This window comes from Luteibacter sp. W1I16, from assembly GCF_050434905.1.
GTDB lineage: Bacteria > Pseudomonadota > Gammaproteobacteria > Xanthomonadales > Rhodanobacteraceae > Luteibacter.
Genome location: NZ_JBNDJJ010000001.1, coordinates 3,876,607 through 3,891,148, shown reverse-complemented (window position 1 = coordinate 3,891,148; position 14,542 = coordinate 3,876,607). Strand labels below are relative to the sequence as shown.

General features: G+C 65.5%; 11 protein-coding genes and 3 tRNA genes. 9 read left to right on the top strand and 5 right to left on the bottom strand.

The window, feature by feature from the left end; translation table 11 throughout:
* Positions 1–81 precede the first annotated feature (81 nt).
* The 3 genes from QFZ41_RS17120 (at position 82) to QFZ41_RS17110 (ending at position 388) form a co-directional block, all read left to right on the top strand.
* Positions 82–157, top strand: a tRNA-Ala gene (locus QFZ41_RS17120).
* An 11-nt stretch (positions 158–168) separates the two neighbouring features.
* Positions 169–244 (top strand) — tRNA-Glu (locus tag QFZ41_RS17115).
* 67 nt (positions 245–311) lie between these two features.
* Positions 312–388, top strand: a tRNA-Asp gene (locus QFZ41_RS17110).
* Between the two features lie 45 nt (positions 389–433).
* Here the strand turns inward: QFZ41_RS17110 and QFZ41_RS17105 are convergent.
* Together QFZ41_RS17105 and ppsR are read right to left on the bottom strand one after the other, a co-directional pair.
* Positions 434–910: a DUF1249 domain-containing protein gene (locus tag QFZ41_RS17105; protein ID WP_429199840.1), complete on the bottom strand. Its 477-nt coding sequence runs from the start codon at positions 908–910 to the stop codon at positions 434–436.
* A gap of 32 nt (positions 911–942) precedes the next feature.
* The gene (gene ppsR / locus QFZ41_RS17100) at positions 943–1,758 is read right to left on the bottom strand and encodes a posphoenolpyruvate synthetase regulatory kinase/phosphorylase PpsR (protein ID WP_429199839.1); all 816 of its coding nucleotides are present in this window, start codon (positions 1,756–1,758) and stop codon (positions 943–945) included.
* Positions 1,759–1,948: 190 nt separating this feature from the next.
* Here ppsR and ppsA point away from each other — a divergent pair, with 190 nt between their 5' ends.
* The gene (gene ppsA / locus QFZ41_RS17095; protein ID WP_429199838.1) at positions 1,949–4,321 is read left to right on the top strand and encodes a phosphoenolpyruvate synthase; all 2,373 of its coding nucleotides are present in this window, start codon (positions 1,949–1,951) and stop codon (positions 4,319–4,321) included.
* Between the two features lie 200 nt (positions 4,322–4,521).
* Here the strand turns inward: ppsA and QFZ41_RS17090 are convergent, their stop codons facing one another.
* The 3 genes from QFZ41_RS17090 to QFZ41_RS17080 are packed head-to-tail and all read right to left on the bottom strand — an operon-like array spanning position 4,522 to position 7,038.
* The gene (locus QFZ41_RS17090) at positions 4,522–5,292 is read right to left on the bottom strand and encodes a DeoR/GlpR family DNA-binding transcription regulator (RefSeq protein ID WP_429199837.1); all 771 of its coding nucleotides are present in this window, start codon (positions 5,290–5,292) and stop codon (positions 4,522–4,524) included.
* Positions 5,289–5,909 (bottom strand): HAD family hydrolase, encoded by a 621-nt coding sequence (locus QFZ41_RS17085; RefSeq protein WP_429199836.1) that lies wholly within the window; start codon positions 5,907–5,909, stop codon positions 5,289–5,291. Before QFZ41_RS17085 ends, QFZ41_RS17090 begins: the two co-directional genes overlap by 4 nt.
* A 10-nt stretch (positions 5,910–5,919) precedes the next feature.
* Complete coding sequence (locus QFZ41_RS17080) at positions 5,920–7,038, bottom strand: MFS transporter (RefSeq protein ID WP_429199835.1); 1,119 nt, start codon at positions 7,036–7,038, stop codon at positions 5,920–5,922.
* Positions 7,039–8,114: 1,076 nt separating this feature from the next.
* On the opposite strand from QFZ41_RS17080, the gene lexA reads away from it, so the two are divergent.
* The 5 genes from lexA (at position 8,115) to QFZ41_RS17055 (ending at position 14,537) form a co-directional block, all read left to right on the top strand.
* Complete coding sequence (lexA, locus tag QFZ41_RS17075; protein ID WP_429199834.1) at positions 8,115–8,741, top strand: transcriptional repressor LexA; 627 nt, start codon at positions 8,115–8,117, stop codon at positions 8,739–8,741.
* A gap of 2 nt (positions 8,742–8,743) precedes the next feature.
* Complete coding sequence (gene imuA, locus QFZ41_RS17070; protein ID WP_429199833.1) at positions 8,744–9,373, top strand: translesion DNA synthesis-associated protein ImuA; 630 nt, start codon at positions 8,744–8,746, stop codon at positions 9,371–9,373.
* 73 nt (positions 9,374–9,446) lie between these two features.
* Positions 9,447–10,856: a Y-family DNA polymerase gene (locus QFZ41_RS17065; protein ID WP_429199832.1), complete on the top strand. Its 1,410-nt coding sequence runs from the start codon at positions 9,447–9,449 to the stop codon at positions 10,854–10,856.
* Between the two features lie 11 nt (positions 10,857–10,867).
* Positions 10,868–14,014, top strand: a complete 3,147-nt coding sequence (locus tag QFZ41_RS17060) for an error-prone DNA polymerase (RefSeq protein ID WP_429199831.1) — start codon at positions 10,868–10,870, stop codon at positions 14,012–14,014.
* A 226-nt stretch (positions 14,015–14,240) separates the two neighbouring features.
* On the top strand, positions 14,241–14,537 hold the full coding sequence (locus QFZ41_RS17055) for a hypothetical protein (RefSeq protein WP_429199830.1): 297 nt from the start codon (positions 14,241–14,243) through the stop codon (positions 14,535–14,537).
* The last annotated feature ends 5 nt before the right edge of the window (positions 14,538–14,542 follow it).

The window sequence follows — 14,542 nt, the reverse complement described above, 5'->3', positions numbered from 1 at the left end:
TCGTCGAAAAAAATTCAAAAAAAATGTAACGAATGCTTGACGAAGTCACGGGTCGGACGTAATCTTTGCGGCTTCCAGCAGGGGGCCATAGCTCAGCTGGGAGAGCGCCTGCATGGCATGCAGGAGGTCGCCGGTTCGATCCCGGCTGGCTCCACCAACTTCTAGTACGTCCCCATCGTCTAGAGGCCTAGGACATCACCCTTTCACGGTGGCGACCGGGGTTCGAATCCCCGTGGGGACGCCACTTTTCGGTTCGCCGAAAGTGTAATGGACGAAGGAAGTTGGTAGTTGTTGGAAGTGGAACGTAGTGTGGAGCGGTAGTTCAGTCGGTTAGAATGCTGGCCTGTCACGCCGGAGGTCGCGGGTTCGAGTCCCGTCCGCTCCGCCATTACTTCCAAGAGAATCCCGCCTTCCGGCGGGTTTTTTTTGCCTCTCACTCGGCTGGGACGTCGCCCAGGCGTTCGAGTGTGCCGATGGAATGGCCCTGTTCCGCCAGGTATTCCAGCCAGCGGCTGAGGAAGCCGTTCATGCGCAGCCGGTGCTGCAACACCGTGCGCGCGGGCGGAAACGGCCCCAGCACCTGCCACAGCTTGCGCCCCGGATGGCAATGCATGGCCTCGGCCACGTGAGCGTCCGTGTACATGCGCAACTGCGCCGACGGTGAAGGTTGCCCGGTCGCCTCATCCACGAAGTCGTAGGTCAACTCGAGTTCGAGCGTGTACGGATGCTTTTCCTGCACGTCCAGGCGCACCTTCAGCCCGTCGTCCACGTCCGAGACATACCGCCCGGGTGCCAGCCGCTGCGGTGCGAACAGCCGTGCCAGCCGGTGGTAGTTCTCCGCATAGAGTCCCATCAGGAACTCGAAGCGTCCCGGGATGAGGGCGATGGGGCGTTCGATGACGGCGGTCATGGGGGTGGCGATGCTCCGTAAAACGTTCTCGTCTAATACATATGGCGTTCGATACCGAGGTACTCGAAGATCTTGCTCGAAATCTCCTCGATCGAGGTGTGCGTCGTGTTGAGGACCGGGATGCTCTCCCGCCGCATCAGCCGGTCGGCCTGTTCGAGTTCCCAGCGACATTGCTTCAGCGTGGCGTAGCGGCTGCCGGGACGGCGCTGCTCGCGGATCTGCGCCAGGCGGATCGGGTCGATGGTGAGACCGAACAGCCGGCTGCGATAAGGGCGTAGACGCGTCGGCAGCTCCAGCTTGTCGAGGTCGTCGTCCGTGAGCGGATAATTGGCGGCGCAGACGCCGTAATGCAAGGCCATGTAGAGGCAGGTGGGTGTCTTGCCGGAGCGGGAGACTCCCACCAGCACCACGTCCGCCTGGTTGTAGTCCACGTCCAGCCCGTCGTCGTGGGCCAGGGCGTAGTTGGTGGCCTCGATACGGGCTTCGTAGCGCTCGAAGTCGACCAGGCCGTGCGAGCGGTTGACCGCGCCGGACTGCTTCGCGCCCAGTTCCGCCTCCAGCGGCTCGATGAAGGGAGCGAAAACGTCGAGCATCAGTGCCCCGCTGCCGGCGACGATGTCGCACAACGTCCGCGAGGTCATCGTGTTGACCACGATGGGGCGCTGGCCATCCTGGGCGTATTTGGTCTTGATCCGCAGGCAGGCCGCCTCGGCCTTGGCCGGGTTATCGATGAAAGGCAGCCGGTGGGTGTCGAACTGCACCCCTTCGAACTGGGCCAGCATGCTGTTGCCGATGGTTTCGGCCGTGATGCCGGTGGAGTCGGAGATGAAGAACACGGTGCGACGCATCGGTCGGTTTTCCCTGCGGTGGTCCATGGATCCACCTTAGCTCAAGACGCCGCGATAACAATCCACCCCGCATCATCGCTGAACGTTTGTGCATCGCGCCTTGTTTCGGCGCCGACCGGCCCCCGACAATGTGTGGATTTTCTAGCGCGGCCCGCCGCAAAACCGACGAACCGATTGTGAGGATCTTCCCTTGAGCGACCTGGTACTTTGGCTCGACGCGCTACGCATGACCGACCTGGGCAAGGTGGGCGGCAAGAACGCCTCCCTTGGCGAGATGATCGGCAACCTGGCGAAACTGGGTGTCTCCGTGCCTGGCGGTTTCGCCACCACGGCCGATGCCTTCCAGACCTACCTCGAGAAGAGTGGCCTGGCGAAGCGTATCCAGGAACGCCTGGCCACGCTGGACGTGGACGACGTGGATGAACTGACCCGCGGCGGCAAGGAGATCCGCGGCTGGATCGTCGATACCGCCCTGCCCGCCGACCTCGAGCAGGCGATCCGCGATGCGTACATCAAGCTGTGCAAGGACGCCGGCGCCACCGACATCGCGGTGGCCGTGCGTTCTTCCGCCACGGCCGAGGATCTTCCGGACGCCTCGTTCGCGGGTCAGCAGGAAACCTTCCTCAATGTCGTCGGCATCGACGATGTGCTGCACAAGGTGAAGGAGGTTTTCGCCTCCCTCTACAACGACCGGGCGATCGCCTATCGCGTGCACCAGGGCTTCAAGCACGAAGACGTGTTCCTCTCCGCCGGCGTGCAGTTGATGGTCCGCTCGGACGTCGGCGCTTCCGGTGTGCTGTTCACCCTGGATACCGAATCCGGCTTCCGCGACGTCGTCTTCGTCACCGGCTCGTACGGCCTGGGTGAAATGGTCGTGCAAGGTGCCGTCAATCCCGACGAGTTCTATGTTTTCAAGCCCACGCTGCGCGAAGGCAAGCCGGCGGTGCTCCGCCGCAGCCTCGGCGCCAAGCAGCAGCGCATGGTCTATTCCGACCAGCCTGGCGAGCGCGTGCGCATCGAGGAAACGCCGGTCGAAGACCGTCATCGCTTCTGCATCGCCGACGCCGACGTGGAAGAACTCTCGCGCCAGGCGCTCATCATCGAGAAGCACTACGGCCGCCCGATGGACATCGAGTGGGCGAAAGACGGTCACACCGGCAAGCTCTACATCGTGCAGGCCCGCCCGGAGACGGTGAAATCGCGCGACCACGCGACCACGCTGGAGCGCTTCCAACTCAATGAAAAGGGCAAGGTGCTCACGGAAGGCCGCGCCATCGGCCAGAAGATCGGCGCCGGCAAGGCCCGCGTCATCCGCTCGCTCGCCGACATGAACAAGGTGCAGCCCGGCGACGTGCTCGTGGCCGACATGACCGATCCCGACTGGGAGCCGGTGATGAAGCGCGCCGCGGCGATCGTGACCAATCGCGGCGGCCGTACCTGCCACGCGGCGATCATCGCCCGCGAACTGGGCGTGCCGGCCGTGGTCGGCTGCGGCAACGCGCTGGAGACGATTCCCGACGGCGCCGAAGTCACCGTCTCCTGCGCCGAAGGCGACACCGGCACGATCTACGAAGGGACGCTGAAGTTCGATCGCATCACCGCCGACCTGGGCGCGATGCCGGAAGCGCCGCTGAAGATCATGATGAACGTGGCCAACCCGGAACGTGCCTTCGATTTCGGCATGCTGCCCAACGCCGGTATCGGCCTGGCCCGCCTGGAGATGATCATCGCCAGCCACATCGGCGTGCATCCGAAGGCCTTGCTGGAATACGGCAAGCAGGATCCGGAAACCAAGGCGCGCATCGATGCGCGTATCCAGGGCTACAAGGACCCGGTGTCCTTCTATGTCGACCGCCTCGCCGAAGGCATCGCCACCATCGCCGCCTCGGTGTATCCGAAGCCGGTGATCGTGCGCTTGTCCGACTTCAAGTCGAACGAGTACGCCGGACTGATCGGCGGTTCGCGCTACGAGCCGCACGAGGAAAACCCCATGATCGGCTATCGCGGCGCCAGCCGTTATGTCGACCCGGGTTTCGCCGCGTCGTTCGCACTGGAATGCAAGGCCGCCAAGTACGTGCGCGAAACCATGGGCCTCACCAACGTGTGGGTGATGATTCCCTTCGTGCGCACGCTCGACGAAGGCCGCAAGGTGATCGAGGTGCTTCGCCAGAACGGGCTCGTCCAGGGCGAGCACGACCTGAAGGTGATCATGATGTGCGAGGTGCCGTCCAACGCCCTGCTGGCGGACGAATTCCTCGATATCTTCGACGGCTTCTCCATCGGTTCGAACGATCTCACCCAGCTGACCCTGGGCCTGGATCGCGATTCGAGCATCGTGGCCCACCTCTTCGACGAACGCGACGCGGCGGTGAAGAAGCTCCTCGCCATGGCGATCAAGACGGCGCGCGACAAGGGCAAATACGTGGGCATCTGCGGCCAGGGCCCGTCCGATCATCCCGACCTGGCGGAGTGGCTGATGGAACAAGGCATCGAATCGATGTCGCTCAACCCGGACACCGTGGTCGATACCTGGCTGCGGTTGGCGAAGAAGAAGGCCGGCTGAGGAAGGTCGTCTGAGAAGCGATGAGGCGGTCCTGAGGGGCCGCTTCATCTTGCCGGGTCGCTTGTTCCCCCATCGCCGACAAGGTCGGCTCCCACCAGGCTGCGGAAGCCCTGTGGGAGCCGACCCTGTCGGCGATGCTCTTCACGGCGGCTACTTTATGGGACCGTTTCGGGTGGGAAGCCGCTTCAGCGGCGATCGACCTACAAATGCACCATCACCCCCGCCGCGCGATAACGCTCCACCACCGCCGCATCCGTATCCACCGCCACCACCAGGTGCGCGATACCGGTGATCGGCACCGTGTGATGCGTCGCCGACGCGACGAGCTTGTCCGGCGTGGCGATCGCCACCGTCTCGCCGCTGGCCTCGATGATCGCCTGTTTGAACACCGTCTCTTCCTCGTCGTAGGTCCACAGCCCACGCTCGGGATCGATGGCGCAGACCCCTGGAAAACAGAGGTCCGCGCGGATGTCCTGCGCCTGGCGGACCGTACGCGAACCGATGGCGCCACCGATGGCCGGATCGAGTTTTCCACCCAGCATGATCACGTCGAAGCCGGGCCGCCCCAGCACCGCCAACGCCACGTCGGGCGCATTCGTCACGACGGTGAGTCCACGGTTTTCCGGCAACATCTTCGCCAGCGCGGTGTTGGTCGAGCCCGCGTCGATGAACAGTATCTGGTCGTTTCCGACGAGACCGAGCGCGGTCTTCGCGAGTTCGCGCTTGAGCTCCGCCCGCTCGGCATGACGCTCGTCCAGGGGCGGAATGTTCACCGCCAGCAAGGCGCCGCCATACACGCGGCGGCACAACCCTTGCGCGGCCAGGTCGCGCAGGTCGCGGCGGATCGAATCCTCCGACACACGAAATTCCTGCGCGAGATCGGCCGCCACGACCTTGCCCTCACGGCGCAGGCGATCGAGGATCAGCTGTTGCCGCTCACGGGGCAGTGTCGTGTCGACCGATGCGTTCATGCCGGCAGGAAACCCAGCTCGACCAGTTCGGCCCGCAGTTGTTGCGGCGTATGGAAGTGGATGCCGTGGATGCCCAGCGCCTCGGCGGCATCGACATTGGCCTTGTTGTCGTCGATGAACACCGCACGTGACGGATCGATGTCGTAGCGCTCCAGCAGGGTCTGGTAGAGCTTCGGGTCGGGCTTGATCATGCCCTCCTCGCCCGAGACGACGATGCCATCGAAAAGGGTGAGGAAATCGAAACGCTCACGCGCGAACGGAAAGGTCTCGTGCGACCAGTTGGTGAGGCCGTAGAGAGGGTGGCCTGCCTCCTTCAGTTCGCGAAGGATGCGCAAGCTGTCGTCGATCGCGCCGCCGAGTGTTTCCTCCCAGCGATGCTGATAGGCCGCGATGAGTTCGGCCTTGGTGGGATGCTCCGCGGTCAGCAGTCGCACCGCCTCGTCCCAGGAACGGCCGGCATCCTGCTGCAGGTTCCATTCCGGCGTGGTCACTTCGGCCAGGAAGGCTTCCATCGCCGCCTCGTCGTCGCCGAACAACTTGCGATAGAGGTAGCGCGGATTCCAGTCGATCAGGACACCGCCGAAATCGAAAATGACGACATCACGTTTGCTATGCATGGAACGGTCCTTAGCGGCGCGCGATGGACGCGCAGGTTGATACGACCACGAGCAGCACGGCCACGCCGCAAAGGGCCAGCGGCAGGCTGCTGAGGTGGGCGGCGAAGCCGATGGCGGCCGGGCCGGCGAGCATGCCCGCGTAACCCAGCGACGTGACCGTGGCGATGGCGATACCCGGCGACGTGCCCGGCTGTCGTCCGGCCGCGCTGAACAGCACGGGGACGATGTTCGAAGCACCGATGCCTACGAGGATGAAGCCCAGCAAGGCGGCCGGACCCCACGGCAACGCAGTGGCGAGAAAGAAGCCGAGCGCGGCCAGGAGGGCGCCCACGCGCACGATCGTCACCGATCCCACCGAGGCGGTGATGCGATCGCCGAGCAGGCGTCCGCAGGCCATCGCGATGGAGAACGCGGCATAACCCAGGCCAGCCAGGGAAGGATCGAACCCGCGCGAGAAGCGCAGGAACACCGCGCTCCAATCAAGCATCGCGCCTTCGGCGAGGAACACCACGAGGCAAAGGAAACCCAGCAGGAACACGGAAGCCGAGGGCATGCGGAAGATGGAATGCGACTGACCGGAATCGTCGAGCCGAACGAGGAAGTGCTTCCACTGCGTCACGACGATGACGAGCAACGCGGCGGACACGGCCAGCGCGCTGCCAGTCAGCGGCGCACCCGCTTTCAAGAGTGCCGCCATGCCAGCCGAGCCGACGAGGCCGCCTACGCTGAAAAGACCATGGAAGCCCGACATCATCGGCTTGCCCGCGTGCTTTTCCACATCCACCGCATGGGCGTTCATGGCCACGTCGACCACGCCCAGCGACGCGCCGAAGAACAACAGCGCGGCACCGAGCCAATAGGCGTTTGGAGTGATCGTCAGCAGGGGCAAAGCCACGCAGACCAGCAATCCGCTGACCCCGATGACATCGCGGTTCCCGTAACGGTTGGTCAGGAATCCCGCCAGCGGCATGGCCGCCACCGCCCCGCAGCCCATGCACAGGAGCACCAGGCCGAGCGTCGCATCGTCGAGCCCGAGCCTCGCCTTGGCATACGGCACCATCGGAGCCCAGCTGGCCATGCCGATGCCGGACAGGAGAAAGATCAATCGGGTGGCGCGCGCGGGCTTCATGCGAACTTCCATGGTTGAAGAATGCGCATCAATGTATGAAAACGTGCATAAACGTGCAAGTCCTTTGCGCGTGTTTTGTTTGAGAGAGGGGGTGGGCTCGGCTTCGCCCTCGCATTCGCTGTGTGCGACGTGGCGGGGGAGCTGCCGGGCGCCACCCTCGGCGCGACAGGCGGTGCCGTCCCTTGGGAAAGGATGCCGCTACGCGGCCGTGTCCGATGGCTGGCGCCCCTTCGGGCTCGGACGGTCGGGCGGGGGTTTTCGATTCGCCCTCCATGGCTCAGCGAAAACGATCGGCCGTCCTGGCCGATCTCCTGCGGGCCTTGTCCGCCCGCCCGTCCTCGGCTCCTCATGTCGCGCCGAGGGTGGCGCCCGGCAGCTCTATCGACACTGCGGTGGGCTGATCGGAAGAGCAAAGCCCGCCACTTGCCGAAACATGGGTGGGAAGCGGGCTGGCCCGCGATGCCTCAACCTTCTTGCTGGCGAAGGAAGCCTTGCCGTGATCGGGCGAGGCTTGTCACCGCTCGCTCGGTTGCGATGCACCGCCTCATTCGCTCGACACAGGGTGGCGAATCGCGGGCCAGCCCGCTTCCCACCCGGGTGAGGGGTTTCCCACGGAACGGCTTGTCTCCAAGGTCGCGGGTGTTGCTCTTGCCACACGACCCCTCCGTGCCCGGAAGAGCCGTCGGCCGCCACCCTCGTGGCGACTTGTGGAACCGAGGAGCGCCGGGCGAAAAGGCCCGTCAGGGGGCCGGCCTGGACGGCCGGCCGTTTTCGCTGAGCCACGGAGGGCGAATCGAAAACCCCGCCCGGGGCGACGGGCGCGAAGGGGCGCCAGCCACAGAACACGGCCGCGCAGCGGCTTCCCTTCCCGAGCGACGGTGGAACCGGAGCGACGAGGGTGGCGGCCGACGGCTCTGCCCCACCAGCGCGAGGGCGAAGCCGAGCCGTGCATCAAGCCGGCCCGCTGCCGCGGGATCGCCGACAGGGTCGGCTCCCACCAGGGTCGGCTCCCACCGGAATGCGCGACCTGATTTTCCCCCTTGCGCCGCTTCGTCGACATCTGTACAAATGTACGCATGTCGACACCTATCCTTACTGAGCGCCAGCAAAAGACCCTCGCCTTCCTGCAGGAATACCTACAGGCGCAAGGCCTGCCGCCGACGTTGCGTGAGATCGCCGATGCCCTCGGCTTCTCCAGCCACAGTTCCGCCCAGGCGTGCGTGGAGTCCCTCGTACGCAAGGGAGTACTGGAACGCTCGCCGCAACATCGCGGGCTGCGCCTTCCGGCCGGCAACGCCGCGCTGATGCGCATGGCCGCGGCGAACGACCTGCCGCTGGTCGGCCGCGTCGCCGCCGGTTCGCCGATCCTCGCCGAGGAAAACATCGAGGCGCAACTGGAAGTCGATCCCGCGCTGTTCCGGCCGCGCGCCGACTACCTCCTGCGCGTCGTCGGCATGAGCATGCGCGATGTCGGCATCCTCGACGGCGACCTGCTCGCCGTGCACAAGACGGCCACGGCCAGCGACGGCCAGATCGTCGTGGCCCGCCTCGACGACGAAGTCACCGTGAAGCGGTTGAAGCACGAGCGCGACCGCCTCCTGTTATTGCCCGAAAACCCCGACTTCGCGCCGATCGAAGTCGACCCTCGCCGCCACGCGTTCGCCATCGAAGGGCGTTACGTCGGCATCATCCGCAGGACCTGACCATGAACGCCATCGCCACACCGACCCTCGCCCAGGTGCTCGACCATCCCGGTATCTGGCGCCGTTCCGCCGACCGCCAGCCGCGGGTGCGCGCCCTGTCCACGGGCTGGACCTCGCTGGATGCCAAACTTCCGGGTGGAGGCTGGCCGCAAGGCGCGCTCAGCGAAATCCTGTTCGAACACGACGGCCTCGGTGAGCTGGACCTGGTGATGCCCGCGCTGGCGGCGCTCACCCAGGAACACCGCCGGGTGATCTTCGTCGCGCCGCCCTACCTGCCGTACGCTCCCGCACTCGCCGCCGCGGGCGTGGACCTGCGTTTCCTGCACGAGATCCAGGCCGGTAGCACGGAAGCCGCATGGAGCATGGAACAGTGCCTGCGTTCGGGTTGCTGCGGTGCCGTGGTCGGCTGGTTGCCGGATATCGATTACCGCAGCCTGCGGCGCCTGCAACTGGCCGCCGAAAGCGGCGACGCCTGCGCCATGATCTTCCGCCCCGCCGACCATGCCGCGCAGAACAGCCCGGCCGCGCTGCGGCTCAAGGTCAGCAACAGCGACGAAGCCACCTACGTGGATGTGCTCAAGTCGCGCGGCCTGCTGACCACCACCGCTCCACTGCTGCGCATGCGGGCCTGATGGTTTCCGTCATGACGCCGCGTTTTCCACGCCGTCATGACGGACGCGCCGTCGTCGCCCCTCCCCCGCAGTCATGCTTTGGGCCTGTCTCCGTTTTCCCGGCCTGGCGTTCTCCGCCGCCTTCGCCGCGACACCGGAGGCAGGCCCCTCTGCGTTGCTCGACCATCGGGCCCGCCAACGCCTGATCGCCGCGGCCAACGCCGAAGCCAGCGCCTTCGGTGTACGCCGTGGCCAGAGTCTCGCCGCCGCCCGTGCCTTGTGTCCTTCCCTGGAAGTACGCCCACGCGATCCCGATGCGGAAAGCCGGCTGCTCGCCGAACTGGCCGCCTGGTGTTATCAGTTCAGCGGCCATGTGAGCTTGGTGCCACCGCACGCGATCCTGATGGAAGTCGGCTCCAGCCTGCGTCTGTTCGATGGCTGGCCCGTGCTGGCCGAACGCTTGCGCAGCGGGCTCGCCGCGCAAGGACACACGCATACCCTGGCGGCGACGCCGTTCGCCGCCGCTTCCTGGGTGTTCGCCGCCCATGCCGACGGCATGGTGCTGCCGGAGCGTGAAGGCGTGCGGCGCATGCTGGGCGTCTTGCCGTTGAACCAGAGCGGATTGCCCGTCGCCACGGTGACCTCCCTGCACGCGATGGGCTTTCGCCGCCTGGAAGAAGTTTTCCACCTGCCGCGCCCGGAGCTCACGCGGCGCATCGGCCGGGAAGGCGTGAACTGGCTCGACCGCATCCGCGGGGAAGCCGCCGATGCCCTGCCCGCCTGGCAGCCGCCAGCGAACTTCCGCCAGAAGATCGAATTCGACGGCGAACTGGATGGAAGCCAGCCGTTGCTGTTTCCCCTGCGCCGCCTCACCCGCACGCTGGCGAATCTGCTGGCCGCCCGCGACGGCGGCGTACAGCGTTTCACCCTCACCCTCGACCATGCACGCGGCGAATCCACCCGCGTCGTGGTCGCCATGGCCGCGCCGCAACGCGATGCCGAGCGTCTGTTCGAACTGGCCCGTACACGCCTGGAACGCACCACGCTGCCCGCGCCGGCGCGCGCGATCGAACTCGATGCCGAGGAATTGCCGGTGTTCCGGCCACCGCTGCGCGACCTGTTCGAACCGATCCGCGGCGATGGTCTCGACTGGCCCACGCTCGACGAACGCCTGCGCGCGCGTCTGGGTAACGCGGCGCTGCGCCAGATCGCGCTGGTGGCCGACCATCGCCCCGAACGTGCCTCGCGCTACGGCACGCCCGGTGCCACGGTCTCGCTGCCGCGCCGGCGCCGGCCTCTCTGGTTGTTGCCGCGACCGATGCCGATGCGCCCCGACCCGGAGGCCGTCCTCGCCGGCCCCGAGCGCATCGAAAGCGGTTGGTGGGATGGTGACGATGCGCGACGCGACTACTACATCGTGCGTACGGTGCATGGACAGCAGGCCTGGGCCTATCTGCCCCCCGGCACCCTCGACGGCTGGATGCTGCACGGCTGGTTCGCCTGATTCGTTCCGCCATGCAGATCGACACGGCCCACCTGACACCCGCCAACGACGAGGACACCGCCGTCCCCGCCTATGCCGAACTACACGCACTCAGCGACTTCAGTTTCCAGCGCGGCGCATCCAGTGCGCGCGAGTTGTTCGAGCGGGCGAAGGACATCGGTTATACGGCGCTCGCCATCACCGACGAGTGCTCGCTTTCCGGCATCGTGCGCGGCCTGGAAGCGTCGTTGGAAACCGGCGTCCCCCTCATTGTCGGCAGCGAATTCCACCTCACCGACGGCACCGTGATCATCCTGCTGGTGGAGAACCAGGCGGGCTACGCCGAATTGTGCCGGATCATCACGCTCGGCCGCCGTCGTGCGGCGAAGGGACACTACGAGTTGAACCGTGGCGACGTCGAGTCCCTCGCGCCGGGCCTCTGCGTGCTCTGGTCACCCGGCCCCCTTGCCGCCAACGGCGCGGCCACGCATGAAGATCGCGCGGCCTGGGTGAGCGCCCATTTTCGCGACCGTGCATGGCTCGCCGTGGAACTGCACCGCGGCCAGCACGACGATGCCGAACTGGCCGCCCTGCGCGATCTCGGCGAACGTCATGGCCTGCCTTGTATCGCCGCGGGCGATGTCCACATGCACCTGCGGCGCCGGCGCGCGCTGCAGGACATCCTGACCGCGATCCGGCTCAACACGCCGGTGTCCGAATCCGGCCACGCCCTGTTCCCCAACGGCGAGCGCCACCTGCGCCGGCGCGAGACCATCTCCCGCATCTACCCACGCGACATCATCGACGAAACCCTCGTCGTGGCCGCACGTTGCACCGGCTTCGACCTGCGCGACATCAACTATGTCTATCCGCGCGAACTGGTTCCGGAAGGCCTCGATCCTCCGGCCTACCTGCGCCAGCTCACCTATGAAGGTGCCGCGACGCGCTGGCCCGAGGGCGTCGCGCCCGCGATCGTCGAACGCATCGAGAAGGAACTCGAACTCATCGCGCGCATGAAATACGAAGCCTTCTTCCTCACCGTGCAGGACATCGTCCGCTTCGCGCGCTCGAAGAACATCCTCTGCCAGGGCCGCGGCTCGGCGGCCAATTCGGTGGTCTGCTTCTGCCTGGGCATCACCGAGGTGAACCCCTCGCAGATATCCACCCTGTTCGAACGCTTCATCTCGATCGAACGCGACGAGCCACCCGATATCGACGTGGACTTCGAGCACGAACGCCGCGAGGAGGTCCTGCAATACGTGTTCAACAAGTATGGCCGCGACCGCGCCGCGCTTGCCGCCACGGTGATCAGCTACCGGCACAAGAGCGCCGCGCGCGACGTGGGCCGGGCGCTGGGGCTTTCCGAAGACCAGCTGGACCAGCTGAGCCGCGCGTATTCGCATGCGCATGGCGAAGTATCCATCGTCGTGCGCCTGCGCGAGCGCGGTTTCGACATCACCAGCCGCACCATCCGCCAGCTCGTCGTACTGGTGGAGGAACTCGTCGGCATGCCCCGCCACCTCTCTCAACACGTGGGCGGCTTCGTCATCTCCGACACGCCGCTGCACCATCTCGTGCCGGTGGAAAACGCCGCGATGGACGACCGCACGATCATCCAGTGGGACAAGGACGACCTGGAAACCATGAAGCTGCTCAAGGTCGACTGCCTCGCCCTGGGCATGCTCACCTGCATGCGCAAGGCGATCGACCTGTTGCGCGAGCACAAAGGCGTCGATTACCGCCGCCTCGCCGACATCCCCATGAATGACCGCGAGACCTACGCGATGATCCAGAAGGCGGACACGGTGGGCGTATTCCAGATCGAATCGCGCGCGCAGATGTCGATGCTTCCGCGCCTGCTGCCGAATAAATACTACGACCTGGTGATCCAGGTCGCGATCGTCCGGCCAGGCCCTATCCAGGGCGGCATGGTCCATCCCTTCCTGCAACGGCGAAAGCTGCCCGAGGAAGACATCGTCTACGAACCAGGCGTGCGCCCCGTGCTCGAACGCACCCTCGGCGTGCCGATCTTCCAGGAGCAGGTGATGGCGCTCCTGCAAGTGGTGGCCGATTTCTCGGCCGGCGAATCGGACGAGTTGCGCCGTTCCATGGCGGCATGGAAGCGTCGCGGCGGACTGGAAAAATTCGAACCGAAGATTCGCCGGAACATGGCGAAGAACAAGTATTCCCCCGAGTTCACCCAGCAGATCATCGACCAGATCCAGGGCTTCGGCAGCTACGGTTTTCCCGAATCGCATGCGGCGGGTTTCGCCCTGATCGCCTACGCCTCGTCGTACATGAAGCGCCACCACCCGGAAATCTTCACCTGCGCGCTGCTCAACAGTCAGCCGATGGGCTTCTATGCGCCCGCGCAACTCGTCGCGGACGCGCGCCGGCACGGCGTGGAAGTACGGCCGCCCGATGTCACCGCCAGTGACTGGGACTGCACGCTCGAACCCATCGAAAAGAAACCCGGCGTGTTCGCCTTGCGCCTCGGCCTGCGCCTGATCGGCGGATTATCCTCCGGCCTCGGCGCGCGCATCGTGGCGGCGCGCATGGAAGCGCCTCTACGCGACCTGGCCGATCTTTCCCACCGCGCCGGCATGACGCGTTTCGAACGCGAACGCCTCGCCGACGCCGGCGCGTTGCGTGTGCTCAGCGGCCATCGCCATCGCGCGCGGTGGGAAAGCTCCGGCATCGAACGCAGCCTGCCCTTGATCGATGCCGTGGCCGAGGAACGCCCCACGCTGCGCCCACCCACGCTCGCGGAAAACGTTTTCGCCGACTACGCCACGCATGGCCTTTCCCTCGCCGCGCATCCCCTTTGGCTCATTCGCAAGAACTTGCTGGCGCGACGGGTGCGCCGCGCCAGCGATCTTGAGCGGGAACGCAATGGCGCATGGCTGCGTCACGCCGGCCTCGTCACCGTGCGCCAGCGGCCACAAACCGCCAGTGGCATCACCTTCGTCACGCTCGAGGATGAAACCGGCCAGGTCAACGTGATCGTAAGGCCGAAGGTCGCCGAAGCCTGCCGCCAGGCCTTGCTCGACGCCGTATTGCTCGCCGTGGATGGTCAGTGGCAATCGATCGACGGCGTACACCATCTCGTGGCCAGCCGGCTGCACGATTTCAGCGACCTGCTGCCAGCCATGGCGTCCGTGTCGCGCGACTTCCATTAGGTGATCCCACGCTAACGTGGCACGACCCTTGCCGTCACTTAACCGTAGCTAATTTTCTCCTGAACGGTTCCTCTCGATTTGCTGCTTTGCAAGAGCAACATTCATCGAAAAAGGAATAGCGTCAGCAAACCCCGCAAGGCCCGGTCTATGGTCTTACCGGGAGCGATGCTTTCGCGCCATGCATCGCGATGTTCCCAAGGCGCCACAAGTTCCAGGAGATTTCGTCATGCGCAACACGAAACTGATCCTCGCCATGCTGGCTGGTTGTATGACCGTGAGCGGCGCAGCCCTCGCCCAAAGCGCCACGCAGACACCTTCCCCCACGCCTGCGTCGACCGCCGCCACCCCGACGCAGACGACTAACGACTCGATGAAGAAGACCGGCGACTCCATGAGCCAGGATTCGATGAGCCACGACTCGATGAAATCCGGCGCCAGCGATTCCATGAAGTCGACCCACAAGAAACACAAGAAGAGCGGCACCTCGACCGAACCGGCGAAGTCCTCCACGTCGGGCATGTGACCGAA